The sequence below is a fragment of the Flavobacterium sp. genome, from assembly GCF_027484205.1.
GTDB lineage: Bacteria > Bacteroidota > Bacteroidia > Flavobacteriales > Flavobacteriaceae > Flavobacterium.
The window spans coordinates 285,888-301,307 of the sequence record NZ_JAIXUB010000013.1 but is presented as its reverse complement, the minus strand read 5'-3'; the positions used below and the strand labels follow the sequence as shown (position 1 = coordinate 301,307).

15 protein-coding genes and 1 pseudogene are annotated in these 15,420 nt (G+C 33.0%); all 16 read right to left on the bottom strand.

Features of this window, described 5'->3' with window-relative positions; all coding sequences use genetic code 11:
- Positions 1–8: 8 nt before the first annotated feature.
- A complete protein-coding gene (locus tag Q0049_RS05545; RefSeq protein ID WP_298117451.1) occupies positions 9–1,253 on the bottom strand; it encodes a hypothetical protein in 1,245 nt (414 codons plus the stop codon).
- Between the two features lie 14 nt (positions 1,254–1,267).
- Entirely contained in the window at positions 1,268–2,509 is a 1,242-nt protein-coding gene (locus tag Q0049_RS05540; RefSeq protein ID WP_298117449.1) for an efflux RND transporter periplasmic adaptor subunit, read from the bottom strand.
- A 2-nt stretch (positions 2,510–2,511) separates the two neighbouring features.
- Positions 2,512–3,756 (bottom strand): efflux RND transporter periplasmic adaptor subunit, encoded by a 1,245-nt coding sequence (locus tag Q0049_RS05535; RefSeq protein ID WP_298117447.1) that lies wholly within the window; start codon positions 3,754–3,756, stop codon positions 2,512–2,514.
- Between the two features lie 2 nt (positions 3,757–3,758).
- The gene (locus Q0049_RS05530; protein ID WP_298117444.1) at positions 3,759–5,012 is read right to left on the bottom strand and encodes a TolC family protein; all 1,254 of its coding nucleotides are present in this window, start codon (positions 5,010–5,012) and stop codon (positions 3,759–3,761) included.
- Positions 4,999–8,226: pseudogene (locus Q0049_RS05525) on the bottom strand (efflux RND transporter permease subunit). Before Q0049_RS05525 ends, Q0049_RS05530 begins: the two are co-directional and overlap by 14 nt.
- Before the next feature lie 6 nt (positions 8,227–8,232).
- Positions 8,233–8,703 (bottom strand): heme-binding domain-containing protein, encoded by a 471-nt coding sequence (locus tag Q0049_RS05520; RefSeq protein ID WP_298117442.1) that lies wholly within the window; start codon positions 8,701–8,703, stop codon positions 8,233–8,235.
- A 2-nt stretch (positions 8,704–8,705) separates the two neighbouring features.
- Positions 8,706–9,437, bottom strand: a complete 732-nt coding sequence (locus Q0049_RS05515) for a DUF3347 domain-containing protein (RefSeq protein WP_298117439.1) — start codon at positions 9,435–9,437, stop codon at positions 8,706–8,708.
- A gap of 31 nt (positions 9,438–9,468) precedes the next feature.
- Entirely contained in the window at positions 9,469–9,933 is a 465-nt protein-coding gene (locus tag Q0049_RS05510; RefSeq protein ID WP_298117437.1) for a hypothetical protein, read from the bottom strand.
- Between the two features lie 17 nt (positions 9,934–9,950).
- Positions 9,951–10,613, bottom strand: a complete 663-nt coding sequence (locus Q0049_RS05505; RefSeq protein WP_298117435.1) for a class I SAM-dependent methyltransferase — start codon at positions 10,611–10,613, stop codon at positions 9,951–9,953.
- A 2-nt stretch (positions 10,614–10,615) separates the two neighbouring features.
- Complete coding sequence (locus Q0049_RS05500) at positions 10,616–11,011, bottom strand: DUF2147 domain-containing protein (RefSeq protein ID WP_298117433.1); 396 nt, start codon at positions 11,009–11,011, stop codon at positions 10,616–10,618.
- 29 nt (positions 11,012–11,040) lie between these two features.
- Positions 11,041–11,850, bottom strand: a complete 810-nt coding sequence (locus Q0049_RS05495; RefSeq protein ID WP_298117432.1) for a hypothetical protein — start codon at positions 11,848–11,850, stop codon at positions 11,041–11,043.
- The gene (locus Q0049_RS05490; protein WP_298117430.1) at positions 11,850–12,338 is read right to left on the bottom strand and encodes a heavy metal-associated domain-containing protein; all 489 of its coding nucleotides are present in this window, start codon (positions 12,336–12,338) and stop codon (positions 11,850–11,852) included. The genes Q0049_RS05495 and Q0049_RS05490 overlap by 1 nt, the downstream gene beginning before the upstream one ends.
- A 2-nt stretch (positions 12,339–12,340) precedes the next feature.
- A complete protein-coding gene (locus Q0049_RS05485) occupies positions 12,341–12,811 on the bottom strand; it encodes a TlpA disulfide reductase family protein (RefSeq protein ID WP_298117428.1) in 471 nt (156 codons plus the stop codon).
- Between the two features lie 65 nt (positions 12,812–12,876).
- Positions 12,877–13,932, bottom strand: a complete 1,056-nt coding sequence (locus tag Q0049_RS05480) for a YncE family protein (RefSeq protein WP_298117426.1) — start codon at positions 13,930–13,932, stop codon at positions 12,877–12,879.
- A gap of 19 nt (positions 13,933–13,951) precedes the next feature.
- Positions 13,952–14,824 carry a DUF3347 domain-containing protein gene (locus tag Q0049_RS05475; protein WP_298117424.1) on the bottom strand — a complete coding sequence of 291 codons (873 nt, stop codon included), beginning with the start codon at positions 14,822–14,824 and terminating at the stop codon, positions 13,952–13,954.
- A gap of 190 nt (positions 14,825–15,014) precedes the next feature.
- A complete protein-coding gene (locus Q0049_RS05470) occupies positions 15,015–15,392 on the bottom strand; it encodes a hypothetical protein (protein WP_298117422.1) in 378 nt (125 codons plus the stop codon).
- Positions 15,393–15,420 lie beyond the last annotated feature (28 nt).

Below are 15,420 nucleotides of genomic sequence, written 5' to 3'. Positions count from 1 at the left end.
ATTAGGTCTTAAATTGTTTTTGCTATTTTATCCATAATGGAATGGTCTGTCCCAAATTTGCAAATTGCATCGCAATTGGTTCTTAACTCTGAAAAAAGAATGTATTTGATATTCATTTTCGAATTTTTTATAACAGGTCTGTTTAGTTGTTGAATAACATCTTTTTCACGACTATCAGGAATTATTATATAAAATACTTCATCACCATCTGAAATGCTAAAATAAAGGTCGGAAAGGCGTAAAATACCCGAGTAAATACTAGTACTTTTCTCTACTTCAAATGCCCCAATAATATTATTTGTTCCTTTCTCAAACCACAATACATCTATTAGTTTGATGGTGTTTTGGGTGTCTTTGTCACATGGTAATTCCGGGAATTTATTAATAGAGATAAAAGAAAAACTTTGCCCATTGTATGCTTTACTTTTATCATTACTGGCAGGAGTAACATCGAAACCTAATGATGCACCAATTTTCAATAAATGGTATTGCATTTCACTATGCAAATTATCTTCCTTCTTTTCTTCAATAATTTCTTTTTGACGTTTAACTATGTTTTTTTCGAATTTATGGCGCTCATCTTCACTCAAATAATCATCATTTCCTATTAGCATTTTTTGAGTTCCAATTTCAAAACACAATCCTGCGATTGCACCTAAATCATTAGATAGTTCCGATTTGAATTTGTTATTGGTTTCCATTAATGTCTCTCTAATTTTTAAGTATTCACTCCAGCTTCCCAATTTCTTTTTATCCTTGAACAAAAAATTAAAACCGTTTACAATTGCCGTGTTAAAAGGAGGAAACCATGTTGGATGCAAGAAGTACAAAATACTGGCAACTGCCGGACCCAATCCCTTAATATGTAAATCGTCTAGTTTAACAATTTCTTTAAGTACCTGTTCTTCGTTTTTTGCGTTAATGCAATTTTCCAAGAATTGACCAAAAGCAACTTTATTGGTTTGATTTTCATAGATATCAGGAATCCTAAGTTTTGGTTTCCAATAAAAAGGATGTGAAACGCCAACAAATACCTGCTTTTGCTCGGCAATGCAATTTAGTACAAACTCTAAGCTACTATTTTTAAAATCGTTTGGGAATGATTTATTTTTAATGTCTTCAACTACCTGAATGATTCCACGACGGATGGTTCGGAATGCTTTCAATCTTTGGTCATTATCAACAAACCAAGTATTATAAACGCTTTCTGTATCGATTTTGTATTGCTGTATTATTTGATTAAAATTGTTCATTCTTACTATTTAAATTACATTTTCATCCCTTCCATTGGATTACTTCCTTTGCGGAATTTATATTCGCTGTTGATGGCGTAGGCTCCTGTTATGACTACTTTTTGACCATTTTCGATTTTAGTTTTTATTTCGATTAGTCCATTGATTTCTAACCCTGTTTCTACCATCATATTTTCATAAACGCCGGGCTTTTTTTCTACCCAGATGTAGGATGCATTTTCTTCCCTAATTACCGAATCAGTGGGAATGTAGATGCCTTTGCCACCGGAAATCATGAGTTTTGCAATACCCTGCATACCGGGTTTTAAGATTAGATTTTGATTAGGTATTTCAAATCGAACCAATAGTAATCTTGTTTCCGGATTTATTTCGGGATTTATAAATACTACTTTAGCATTTATTATTTTATCGGGAAAATCGGCAAAGGTTATTGTAGCACTTTGACCTATTTGGAGGCTTTTGAAATAGTTGATATTTACTTGTGTTTCAAGCCAAAGTTTGCTTAAATCAGTCACTTTAATTATTGGAGCGCCTTCCATAACATAACTTCCTTCAACAGCACTTATTTCAGAGATTGCACCACTTATAGTACTGTAGAACGTGGTGTAAGGTGAAACATCTTTAGTGATTTTTATACGCTCAATTTGACAATGCGACAGTCCGTAAAAGAGGAGTTTTTGTTTGGCCGAATTCAATATGTTTTTTGCGTTTTTGCCAAAATCGCCGGGCATCTCCAGTTGTTTAAATGCAGCGTAATAATCTTGTTTAGCGATTGCTATATCTTCACTATACAATTGAAATACAGGTTGATTTGTGGCTATATAATCACCTGTGGATTTGAAATATAACTTTTCTATTCTACCCATTGCTTTTGCAGCAATTGTTTTGGATTTTTCTTGATTGAATGTTAGAACACCAGTATAATTTTGTTCGACATTATTTTGTGTTTGCTCGATAACTTGGGTTGTAATATTGCCAAGTTGTATTTGTTGCCTACTCAGACTTATTTGGTTTACCTCATTCTCATCACGTTTTACAGGTGTTAACTCCATATGGCAGATAGGACACTTACCCGGTTTGTCTTCTTTCACTTGAGGATCCATCGAACATGTATAAAAAGTGGCTTCTTTATTATTATCATGTTGGGAATGGTCTTCCTTGTCGGTCACCGAATGGTCTTGATGCTCTTTGGAATTGCAAGCCATAAGTATTAAGACAAATAATAAAAGGATACCTATTTTATTTGATTTTTTCATATTTACTCTGTTTTAATAAAGCTTTCGCTATCGATTAAATATTGTGCATTTTTCGCAATGGTATCTTTTACTGAAATACCTGTAATGATTTGAATATACTCTTTCATTTCATATCCTGTTTTTACAGGTGTTGCTTCAAAACCATTCTGAAATTTGATAAAAACGATTTTTTTATTGCCGGTACTTACCACTGCATTTTTTTGTACCCAAACGCCGCTAATTGCCTTTGTTTTTACAACTCCTTGCAATCTTAAACCTATCGGCCATTTGCTGGTATTATTTAAATAAACCCTTATTCTATTGGTTTTATCGCCTGAATTAAATTGTGTTTCAATAAAATTAACTTTAGCATCTAAAGATTCACTATTATTGAGTTCTGTAGTAATTTTAATCGGTTGATTGACAGTGATAAGGCTACTGTTTTCTTGTGTAATATTTAATACTCCCCAAATTTTGTCTGTATTTATCAATTTAAAAATGACCTCACCCTTTTTTATATAATTACCTTCTTTTAGTTCAAGTTTTTCAGTGCTACTGTTCATACTTTGCATTCCAGAATTTGTTGAAGTAACCATTGATTCTGTTCCTATAACAATTCCATTTGAAGGGCTGTAGATAGCTATTTTAGGATTAGCCCTTTTGGAATTAATTAGCGCGTTTATTTGGTTCTTAGTCATGCCGTAAAGCAACAGCTTTTGTTTAGATGCTTCTATGATTGAATGGTTTTCGCTATCATTTGAAATTAAGTAAATGAAGTTTTCTTGCTCTGTTAACAGTTCAGGACTATATAAATCAAATAATTTTTGTCCTTTAGTAATGCGTTGGTATTTGAAATTTATATACATTTTTTCTATTCTTCCACTTGTTTTTGCAGCAATGTTTACTGCTGAGTTCGGGTCGTAGGCAACAATTCCCGAAAGATTAATCTCATTGTATAGTGTTGAATCTATTGCTGTAGTAGTTTGAAATTTGCCAACTATAAAGTTATCAGTAGGTTTAATAACATTATCAAGATTATGATCCTCTTTTTCATGATTGTCAGTTGCTTTTTTTACTAAAGTCATGCCACATATAGGACAGTTTCCAGGCTTGTCTCTGATGATTTGTGGATGCATTGAGCAGGTATATACAACATCTTCATGTGAACTTGTATCATGATCTTCAGGTTTTATGATAAAGAAATAAATAATAGCACCGATAACTGCTACTACACTTAAAATTAAACCATATTTTACATACTTATTCATAGCTACTTAATTTCTAGTTGTTTTTCGATTTCTACCTGCGTATTAAAAATTGCCTGTAATTTGTTGAACATATCCATTTGGGCCATATTCAAGGCTTCCCAAGCATCTAAAGCAACGAACAAATCACCGGTGTTATTTTGCCAAGCCAGTATTGCAGTGTCATAATTTTTTCGCAATGATGGGATGATACTTTTTTCGGAAATCATGTATTGTTTTTTTAGGTTAGAAAGTTCTGTATTCATCCCTGAAATCATTCCAACGGCTTCATTTAAAATCATTTTTTTTTGCCAATTGAGGCTTTCATTTTTAACTTGAAAGCTACTTATGTTGGCTTTGTTCATTTTTGTTGACCAAGGCATGGGGATAGTTATCATACCCATTAGTGAGAATTGTTGTGGTTGTTGTCCAAAAGTGAACATATGGTCATATTTTATTCCAAACTCGGGCAGTAGTTTAGATTTTTCAGCTTCAATTCTTAGTTGATTTATTTCTATGGTTTTTGTTAAGGCATTTATATCGCTCCGCTTTTTGGACAGTGAAGTAGTATCCAATAGTATTGCATCATATTCCTTTAATTCGAATGTTTCGTCAATCTCAAATACAATATTTTTATCCCGGGACATCAAAGTATTAAGCATAATTCTTTTTTGGGAAATATCGTTTTGAAGCATGATTATCATACTCTCTAATTCGTTATACTGGGATTTTGCTTTGTAATAAGTAGGAAGCTTATCCATATTGTATTGATACCTTATTTCCATGCTTTTTATCATGTAGTTTAAGAGGAGTAAATTATCATTGGCCACTTTGATTTTTTTATTTAATGTAAGCCATTGATAGTAATTTGTTTTAGCTATGGCATATAGTTGATTTAAAGTATAGTTTTTGTTTTCTTTTTCAACGGAAGACATAGCGCTCATATATTTGTATTCGGCATTCTGCTTTTTTGCATTGGGAATCATTTGCGAAACTCCAATCATGTAACTACCCATGCCCGGACTCATTTCGTCCGCTTTCCACATTGTAGTATTATAAGGTGTCATAAAAAATCCGGTTTCCACTTGAGGTGGCATCCAACTCTTAGCACCTTTAGCGGCCGCATCCATACTTTGGATATCGGCATCATACATTTTTAACTGCGGATTATCGGTTTTGATTGTGTTCAAAATATTATCCAAGGACATAACTTGTCCGTTGACATTTGTATAGCTTAAAAACAAAAAGCTTATAACGGTATAGTATTTATTCTTTAACATCTATAAGTTCTATTTTACCATTGGTTTTTAATTCGCGAAGTTTCACCATTTCAAAAACAATAGGAGTTACTAATAATACATAAATTGTGGAAGTTATTGTTCCTCCGATAAGAGGAACAGTAATAGGCAACATTACATCGGCACCGGTACCAGTTGCCCATAGTATAGGGATAAGACCAAATAAAGAAACAGATACCGTCATTAATTTTGGTCGCAATCTTTTGGCTGATCCATCAATGATGTATTGTTTTAATATGTCTTCTGTAATTGTTTTTGAACTATTTCCGTGTTTCTCGACCATTTTGTTCATAGATTCATTCAAATAAATAGTCATTAACATAGCTGTTTCAATGGCCATTCCGAAAAGTGCAATAAAACCAACAGCAACAGCAACTGATAAATTTATTCCATAAAAATAAACCATAAACACACCTCCAATTAAGGCAAAAGGTACTGTTATCATTGTTATCAAAGCCTCCTTTATCGAGTGGTATGTAAAGTATAAAATGAGGAAGATAATAATTACCACTATAGGTAGTATCATGCTCAGCGTTTTATTGGCTCTTAATTGATTTTCCCACTGGCCACTCCATTCGATGTAGTATCCTTTAGGCATTTTAGATATCATTGAATTCAATTTTTCTTGAGCCTCTTTCACAGTACTGCCTAAGTCACGGTCTCTAACATTAAACAGCACACTTCCTCTAAGCATTGCGTTTTCACTATTTATCATAGGTGGTCCATCGCTTATTTTTACATCTGCAACAGTTTCGAGAGGAATTGGTCCATATTGCATGGTTTGTACTTGTAATTTTTTTAATGCCTCAATACTGTTTCGATATTCTTGTGCATATCTGGCATTTACAGAGAAGCGTTGTCGCCCTTCAATTGTAGTAGTAAGTTTCATTCCTCCAATAGCGGCTTCCACCACAGAATTAATATCGTCAACTGAAAGACCATATCTTCCCAACATGTCTCTTTTTGCTTCAATATCAATATATCTGCCGCCCGTAATTGGCTCTGCATATAAATCTTTGACACCTGAAGTTCCTTCAAGTGCTTTTTTGATTTTTTGTGACAACGCATTGATGGTATCTAGACTTTCTCCATAAACTTTAATACCAACATCTGTTCGAATACCGGTAGAAAGCATATTTATTCTATTAATGATAGGCTGAGTAAATCCGTTTGTTACTCCAGGAATTTGCAGTTTATTGTTTATTTCTGTGATAATATCATTCTTTGTTTTATCTTCTCTCCATTCATTTTGAGGTTTTAATAAAATGATGGTTTCAATCATGCTTATCGGGCTGTTATCTGTAGCTGTGTTTGCTCTACCTGCTTTTCCTAAAACATGATCTACTTCGGGAATTGACTTTATCAGCTTGTCCTGAACCTGCAATATTCTTTTTACTTCCGAGTTGGAAACATCGGGTAATGTGACAGGCATGAAAAGTACTGAGCCTTCATCTAAAGGAGGCATAAATTCAGAACCTAATCGAGTAAACATGATTATACCAATAAGTAAAGCAATTATGTTAAATCCTAACACAGTTTTTCTCCATTTTAAGCAAAAAACCAAAATTGGAGTATAAAAATTCTCCAATTTTTTGTTGATTGGATTTTTATTTTCGGGACGAAGCCGACCTTTTAATAAGAAGCTTATAAGCACTGGTGTAAGGGTAATTGCCAAAAATGCATCCACAATAAGAATGAATGATTTTGTCCAAGCCAAAGGACTAAATAACTTTCCTTCCATACCAGTAAGTAAAAAAACGGGTAGAAAAGAGGCTATTACGATTAGTGTTGAGTAAAAAACACCCGGACCAACTAACTTTGATGAGCTCTCGATGAGTTTTAATTTCTCTTCAGACGATAAGGGATCATGCTCCTTTTTAAATAGATTTTTAATTTTGTCTCTCATGATACTATGTTATTTGTTGCCATCCATTTCTTCCTGCTTCTCTGAGATTGTCCTAAAGGCGTTTTCGACCATTACAATACCATCATCTACTACAACTCCAATAGCTAGTGCAATACCCGTTAACGACATAATATTTGAAGAAATACCAAATGCTTCGAGTAGTATGAAGCCAATTGCCACCGATATAGGAAGTTGTATTAAGATTATAAGAGCACTTCTCCAATGGAATAAAAAGATTAATATGACTAGTGAAACCGCTATCATTTCTTCTATAAGTGTTCCTTTGACAGATTCAATAGCTTTTTCTATTAACTCACTTCTATCATATGAAGTTTTAAATTTTACACCATCGGGCAAACCTTTTTCAACTTCTTTCATCTTTGTTTTTACTGCTTTAATGACTTCATTTGCATTTTCGCCATAACGCATTACCACTATACCGCCTACTACTTCTCCGGTTCCGTTTTGATCAAAGATTCCAAGACGTAAGTCACCACCCATTTGCACAGAGCCAATGTCCTTTACTTTTACGGGAACCGAATTGTAATTTTTAATAGCAATGTCTTCTACATCCTTTATGTTTTTTATGTACCCTAAACCTCTAATGATGTATGACATATTACTCATTTCAAACTTTCGACCGCCTACGTCATTGTTATTAGTCTTTACAGCATTCATTACTTCCATCATACTAACGTTGTAGTACTGCATTTTTAATGGATCTAACACCAACTGATATTGTTTTTCAAAACCACCAAATGAAGCTACTTCTGCTACACCAGGAACTGTTTGCAATGCAAATTTCACATACCAATCTTGTAATGCTCTTTGTTCTCCGAGATCCATTCCGTTAGCTTCTAAATGATACCAAAATATATGACCAACACCTGTTCCATCCGGACCTAAAGAAGGAACTACATTTTGTGGTAATAATCGTTGTGCGTAGTTAAGTCTTTCTAAAACCCGAGTTCTTGCCCAATAGACATCAACATCATCTTCGAAAATTATGTAGACAAAACTCATCCCAAACATCGATGCACCACGAATGTTTTTTACCTTCGGGATTCCTTGCAAGTTGGAAACCAAGGGATATGTTATTTGGGCTTCGATAACCTGTGGACTTCTGCCCATCCATTCTGTGAAAACAATTACTTGATTTTCTGATAAATCAGGAATGGCATCAATGGGGTTTTGTCTCACGCTATAGATTCCCCACGCAAATAAACATGCAGCGACCAGTAGCACAATTGCTCTGTTTCTGAGTGAGAATATTATTAGTTTTTCTACCATACTTCCTTAATTTTTAGATAAGCTGTTTTCTTTTATTGAATTAAACCAGGTGATTATTTCTTGTTTTTGAGTTTCATTAAGTACTGCATCGCGATGTAATATCGTATAGGAACTTAAGGGCATTTCACTGGATATAATTTGTTTGCTTATTGCTTCTAACTTACTTTGTTGTTTGCGATTTGAATAACTGCCAAACTCATTAAAATTTAACTCTTTTTTACCATTAGTAATATGTGTTTCTACAAACATTCTGGCGGGTTGAATATAATCATACCACAGATACTTGCTGTTATTACTATGGCAATCATAACAAGAAGCCTGTATTAGTTTTGAAATATTGTTTGGCGCATTAGTTGTGACAAGGAAATCGTCTGTATAATCCTGCTCCGAATTATGATTTAGGGCAGGTTGATAGAATTGAATTGCTATCAATACCAAAAAAAGTGCTATGCCTACTTTTTTAAATTTACTTTTCATACTTATAATGTTTTTTTCAAACTACCGCAAGTAAGCATCTGAGATCCATAGAATGGGTTTTTTATTTCTTTGGTTTCGCTTATCCAAATGGCACCTTTACCATCATTGTACATAGGACAATGGTCTTGATATAATTTTTGATTTGAACCCAAAAGTTTAATTAAATCATTAATGTCTTTACTCAATATTGCAAAATGCTCTCTTTGGTGGTCAATTTTACCTGCATTGTCACCTATATGTTCTGCGTGTTCTTTGGCATCATCAGCGATGTCTAAATATTCTTTTTTCTGACTTGGCGTTAAATTGTCTGTATTTGTAGCATTGAAGGTTTTATACAAAGTTTTACCAGCCTTAGCTGCGGCATTTGCATCATCTTTAGTTAGCGCATTTTTGATTTTTAAATAATTGTCAATAATCTCATTAGTGGAAAACGCAGAGGAAGAAGTCTTTGCAGTTTCTTGAGTTTGAAAAGAAGCATCATCCTTATGTGCATGAGTACCATCCGTGTGGTCGTGAGAAGACTCAGTTTGTGCAACCGGTTCTGTTAATTCCATTCCACACTTAGTGCATTTTTCTCCTTTTTTCCCCGTTACTTCGGGGTGCATTGGACAAGCAAATAACTCATTAGTAGTTGTTGAAGCCTCTGTTGATTGTGATTCTGTTTCTTTGCTTTTCTGATTGCATGAAGTTACTACAGCAGCTATTATTACTGTTACTAAAATTAATTTTTTCATATTATTTGAATTTAAAGGTTGTTTTATTTTCTTATTTGTAATTGTGTTGTGAACCTTGCTCGTGATAATGTTTTGTTTTGTCTTCTTTAAAATGTTCCATTTTCCTCTCTTTATAAAATGTTACTGTGATTGATTTTTCTCCAATCTTAAAAGTTACATTCATGCTATAATAATTAGTAACATTTGTTTCGTTAATTATAAAACCATCTAAGCCTGATTTTATAAGCTCAACTTTTTTTGTTTCATCATTTGTTAATACTATTGATGCAGTTCCCGTTATTTCGGTGTTAGATAATTGATTCATTTTTTTATCAAATACAAAAAAATATAATTTACCTTCTTTGGTAATACATTCAAATCGAAATCCTTTTGCCTTTTTAATTACCCCATTATGTGGCTTTTTTGAATTGAATCCTTCTTGAGAAAACAAACTTAATGTTGGCATTATTATAATAACAACAATCATTAATAACTTACTAAGGTTTATGTTTTTCATAGTCAAATTTTTAAACATTAATACTCATCGATTTTTTTATTGGCTCTGTAGTACGAATATGTACCAATTGTGGTGTTGATAAAATCTACTTCACGAGCATTTTCAAATCCTGCATCGGCAATGTATTTTATAATTAATCCATTTACATTATCAGTGGTAGATTTGAAACCGTCTAATAATTGAACTACGTAAAAGGAGAACCGCATCCATCTTGTTTTTGCTTTACCCCAATCCCCAATTATTAACTCACCGTTTGGCTTCAAAACCCTTTTAAGTTCGATTAAACATTTTAATTTTGTGATGCTGTCTAATTGATGAAAAACTAATGAACTAAAAATTTTATCAAATGAATTGTCTTCAAATGGCAATTTATTTCCATCATACAGATGTAGAGGAACATTCATTTCCAGCTTGTTTAGTTTAAATGTAGCGATTGACTTGATTTTTGGGTCAATATCGACACCTTCAATCCTACAATTACTTTCTCTTTGTTTTGCTATGATAATGTTCTGACCTGTACCAAATCCGAATTCAAGTATTTTCTCATTTGCAATGGGGTTAACAAAATCAATTAACTTATTTCTAAATTTTTTCTCAGGCATAGTTATTTTAATAGCAAAATCATAGTATTTACTCAAAAAATCGTAGCCAAGAGCTGGAATATATTTTTCCTTTTCCATAGCTAATCAATTTTTGTCCATATTTCAGATTTTGATATTAACCCAAGGAAGGCTTTTCCTTTTACAACTAATTTTTTTCCATCTCTACTTAACTCTAATGTTCCGTTTACAGAATGATTATGGTTAGGTTCTACAATTGTACCATCATGATAAGTATTGCCAATTGGTTTGAATTTCTTAAGAATTAACAATCCAATTTTAGAATTATTCTTTGGGTCAGAAACACTTATTATTTTACCATATATTAAATTCTTGTTTTCGTATATTTCAACTTTAGCTAGATTATTTTCAGTTTGCCAAATACCAATTATTTTATCTTGAGCATAAATTGGATGAAAACTAAAAACAAGCATCACTAATAGTGGTATTGTGTGATTTTTAAAGATGTTTTTAGACATAGTTTTTGACTTTTTAGTTGTTAAACTTTTTATTTTGTTAAATCGAAGAAAGTATAATACAAATTGAAGTACACTCCATTAGGTGCCGAACGAACCATTGAACTCATTAATTCTTGTCTGTAAGCTATATCAACTCTTGCTTGACTGTTGAAAATAAATTGGATCACCGGTACAACATCCATATAGGATTTACCATTTTCATTGATGGTTTGACCAGCAAATTCAATCATAAAATTGATATTGGTTTGCTTGAAACTAGTGTACTTTTTTGGGTACATTAGTTTACCAAATGACAACGTATAATTTGTGGCATTATCTCCTAACTCAGCCGGAAACGGATAGTTTGGTTTGTTGTCAAATGCCTTTTCAAAACTAATTGACGAACTGATTGCCAACTTTTTAATCAATTTTGTAGCTACAATTCCTGTTTCAAAACCTGTATTGTGTCCCATAATTTCGATTTGCTCCTGGTGAATATCTGCATTGTTTAAACTGTATCTTCCAAATGCTGCCAAACGAAAATGACTGTTTAAATCATCGCTAGAATAGAAACGGTATTTGGTATAAAAACTTCCGCCTTCAGTTACTAAGCTGTTGCTTCTATTGCTTACAAAAGCCGATGCACGAACCATCAAATTTTTATTAATTCCATAGGTTACTTCGGGCATCAAATGGTAATTATATCCCGATTTATATTCCTCTTTAAAGCGCGATTGAAGAAGATTTACTCCGAGTGAATTAGCTGGTACATTACTCGCCGGATCAGTGATTAGAAACAATTCCTGACTTACACTTTTTTGAATGCTTACCAGTGCGATTAGAATAAAAAACGTTCTCATTAATTTACTATTTTAATATGAAAATCGTCTTCATTACCATTTGCGTACGTCACAATATCTTTATAAGATTTGGATAGTTTTTTAAATTCCTTTTCGGTCACATATCCTTTGTCTAAAACTTGAATTTGAACTTGGCTCTGTTTTTCCTCTTTTTTATTTACGATAACATAAGGCTCTTTTACTATTATTTCTGGGTTAACCGTCAAAATAAGTGAACCAATAAAGAAACCCGCTTTTTCTACTTTTTCTTTGAATACTTTAGGGTTGATAGTATTTCCTTCTTTTAGCGTTACTGTAAACGTATTTGTATTCAAATCGGTCTCAATATTTAGGACTTCAGGAAGTGTTTTTAACTGTTTATTGATGGCATTGGAACACATAGAACAGGTTAATCCTGTTGCTCTAATTTCTGCTTTTGAAATTTGCGCATTACTTTTTATTGAAAACATCAAAACTATTGATGCTATCATTATATATACTTTTTTCATTTTTATGATTTTATTAATTTCATTATTTCTTCCTCTGACGGATTTATTGCAATAAGAATACCTTCGGGATTAAATAGGTATTTGGAAGGTAATTCGTCTACTCCGAATAGTACTGCTGCCTTAGCATCAAATCCGTTCGGATCTATTACTTGCGTGAATTTGATTTTATCTTTTTCTATCGCTTTTAACCATTTGTTTGTATCGGTGTCGATTGATATTCCAATAATTTCGATTGTATTTGCACTCAATTCGTTGTGAAGTTTTACTAACTTTTTGTTTCCCAATCGGCAAGGTGCACACCAAGAAGCCCAAAAATCGATTAGGATAAATTTTCCTTTAAAGTTGGTTAAATCTATTTGCTCATTTGAACTGCTCTTTAACTCAACTGATGGAATTTTATCACCAATATTGATTTGTGCATTTGTCAGCATTGGAAAAGTTAGGAGTAAAACCGCGATTATATTAAGTTTCATTTTTGTTGTTTTTTATTGTTAGACTAAACCTAATGTTTAATCAGGTTTAGTCTTTATAATAATGATTACATTTTTATAACAATCCCATTTGGTTTTCTTCCCACATTGATTGTTTTTATTACTGAATGATTAGTAGTATTTACAACAGAAACGGTATTAGCTGTTTGATTGGTTATGTAGGCAGTATTGCCGTCTGTTGTAAAGGCAATGGCGTGTGCACCAGCACCAGTGTTAAATGAATTGCCATGCATCCACATACTCATACCTGCATCCCAAGTCCAATAATGCACTTTTCCAGCCATTGGGTCTGACACCCATAATTCATTTTTAGGACCGTTATAGGAAGCTATTCCGGGCATAAAACCCAGAGTAATTGTTTCATCTACTGAGTTTGTTGCTACATCAATTACGGAAATAGTTTGTCCGTCTTCGTTGTCTACATACATTTTACCATTGCTCCCCGTCCATGCACCAACCGGATTATCACCAACCGCAATAGTCGTGATTATGGCTTTAGTAGTAGTGTTTATAACCGTTATACTGTCATCATCACCATTGGCAACATACGCTTTTGTACCATCTGAAGAAAATGTTAGCTCCGCAGCCATCATTCCTACATTAATGGTGTTTAGAAGTGCGTTAGTATTGGCATCATAAACCAAAACTTTACTGTTCATTTCATCCATCTGAGGTACCCAAATTTCATTTCCATTTGGAGAATAAATAGAATTGTGGTTCATTAAAGGAAGGTTTATGTTTTTGATAATTGAACCATTCATCGCATCTATTACTAATAATTTACCGTTCATTCCAGAAGTATTTAAACCTGAATGTCCTGCACTTAAGTCCATTCCCGGAACGCCTATAGCTAAATGATTTTGGTGTGATGAAATATGATGTGGCCACATAATCATATCAGAGCCAGTTCCCATTAAAGGAATGGTTCCGGCTACTTCGTTATTGCTTAATCTAACTACTGTAACTGATGCATCTTCACCATTTACAATATAAGCTGCTGGATAATCTACATTTAAGTTCATATCCATATTATCATCGTTGCTATTGCAAGATGCTAAAAAGAGTACTCCAATAAATGAAGCTACTATCGATATATTTTTCATAATTAATTGTTTCAAAGGTTTATTTAATAGTTTCTACAGTTTTACCACAACTCAACATCATTGAACCATAGTAAGGATTTTTGATTTCGTTTTCTTTACTCAACCAATTAGCACCTTTGCCGCCGTTTGCCATTGGGCAAAACTGAAAATAAACAGTCGTGTCGTATTTTGATACTTTTAGTAAAGAATAGATGTCTTTTGAAAGTGACATGAAATGATCTCTTTGGTGTTTAATGTCTTTTGTATCGGCAATGTGTTCTGCATCTTCTTTGATAAGATTTACAACTTTCATCCAAACCATGTGAACGTCCATTTCAAGTTTGTCCATTTGAACTGAATTTATTGCCGTCACTAATGCTGACGATTGGGAAGCAGCTGCTGTACCATCAGACGTTATCAATGCATCTTTAAGCTTGAAATAATTATCAAAAACTAATTTTAGTTGATTTTCTTTTTGATTATTCATTTCTGTTAAAGCTTCATGATTGCCATGGTTGGAATGATTATCTGTAGCCGCCATTTCAGATTTTACTTCTTTTACAGGAGTTTTTGCTACTCTGTCATATTGACAACATCCGTGAAGATTATTATACACGTCGTCCGGAGCTAAAAATTTATCACTATCATATCCTGATAATGCAATTTTTTTAAGGATTTCATCAGAAGTTGTTTTTTTTGTATCATAAGTAATTGTAGCCATTTGAGTTTCCTGGTTCCAATCTACTTTTGCTGTTTTTTTTGAATTACCAGATTTTTCAATGGTTGTTTTACACATTCCGCAATTACCGTAAACTTTGAATGTTTCCGTCTTTGCATTTTTAATTTGTGCATTGATTGTTATTGATAGCAACATAATAGTTACCATCATTATTTTTTTAAATGAAGTTTTCATTTTAAATAATGTTAGTATCAAGGAGAAATGCCTTGAAAGATTGATAAAATAAATTTGAATAAATAACAGTTGTGAAAGAAATATTTTTTCAACACCGTTAATAACGATGCAAAAAATAGTCTAATACTGTTGTGAATTGTATAGCAAAACGCTATGAATTTGACACACTTATGGCTGTCAAAAAATGAATTTAGCTTATTTTAGGAATTAGCCAAATGGAATAAAAACCATCTGAGATTGATGGTGATTGATATGAAAAGTTGGTTTTCTCGATTTGAGAAAAGTTATAATTAGAACTTTTAAATTCGATTTCAGAAGTGAAATTTATTGATGTAGTTGAGCAAGAAAATGAGCAGTTACATTTTGAGTGTCCACAATTTCCTTTGCATCCTTTGTTTTCCTTGTTTTTAGAATTTTCATCACCACAACAACTTTTATGCTCCTTTTTGTTAGCTGCAACTTCTTTTTTACAAGATGTTTCTTTCGACTTTCCACCGCATGCCATAACATTGGCTGGCATCAAAAAGATACCAAAAAACAAAATTATTATGACGTGAATGCTTTTCATGTGTTAAAATAATGCTACAAACTTACTC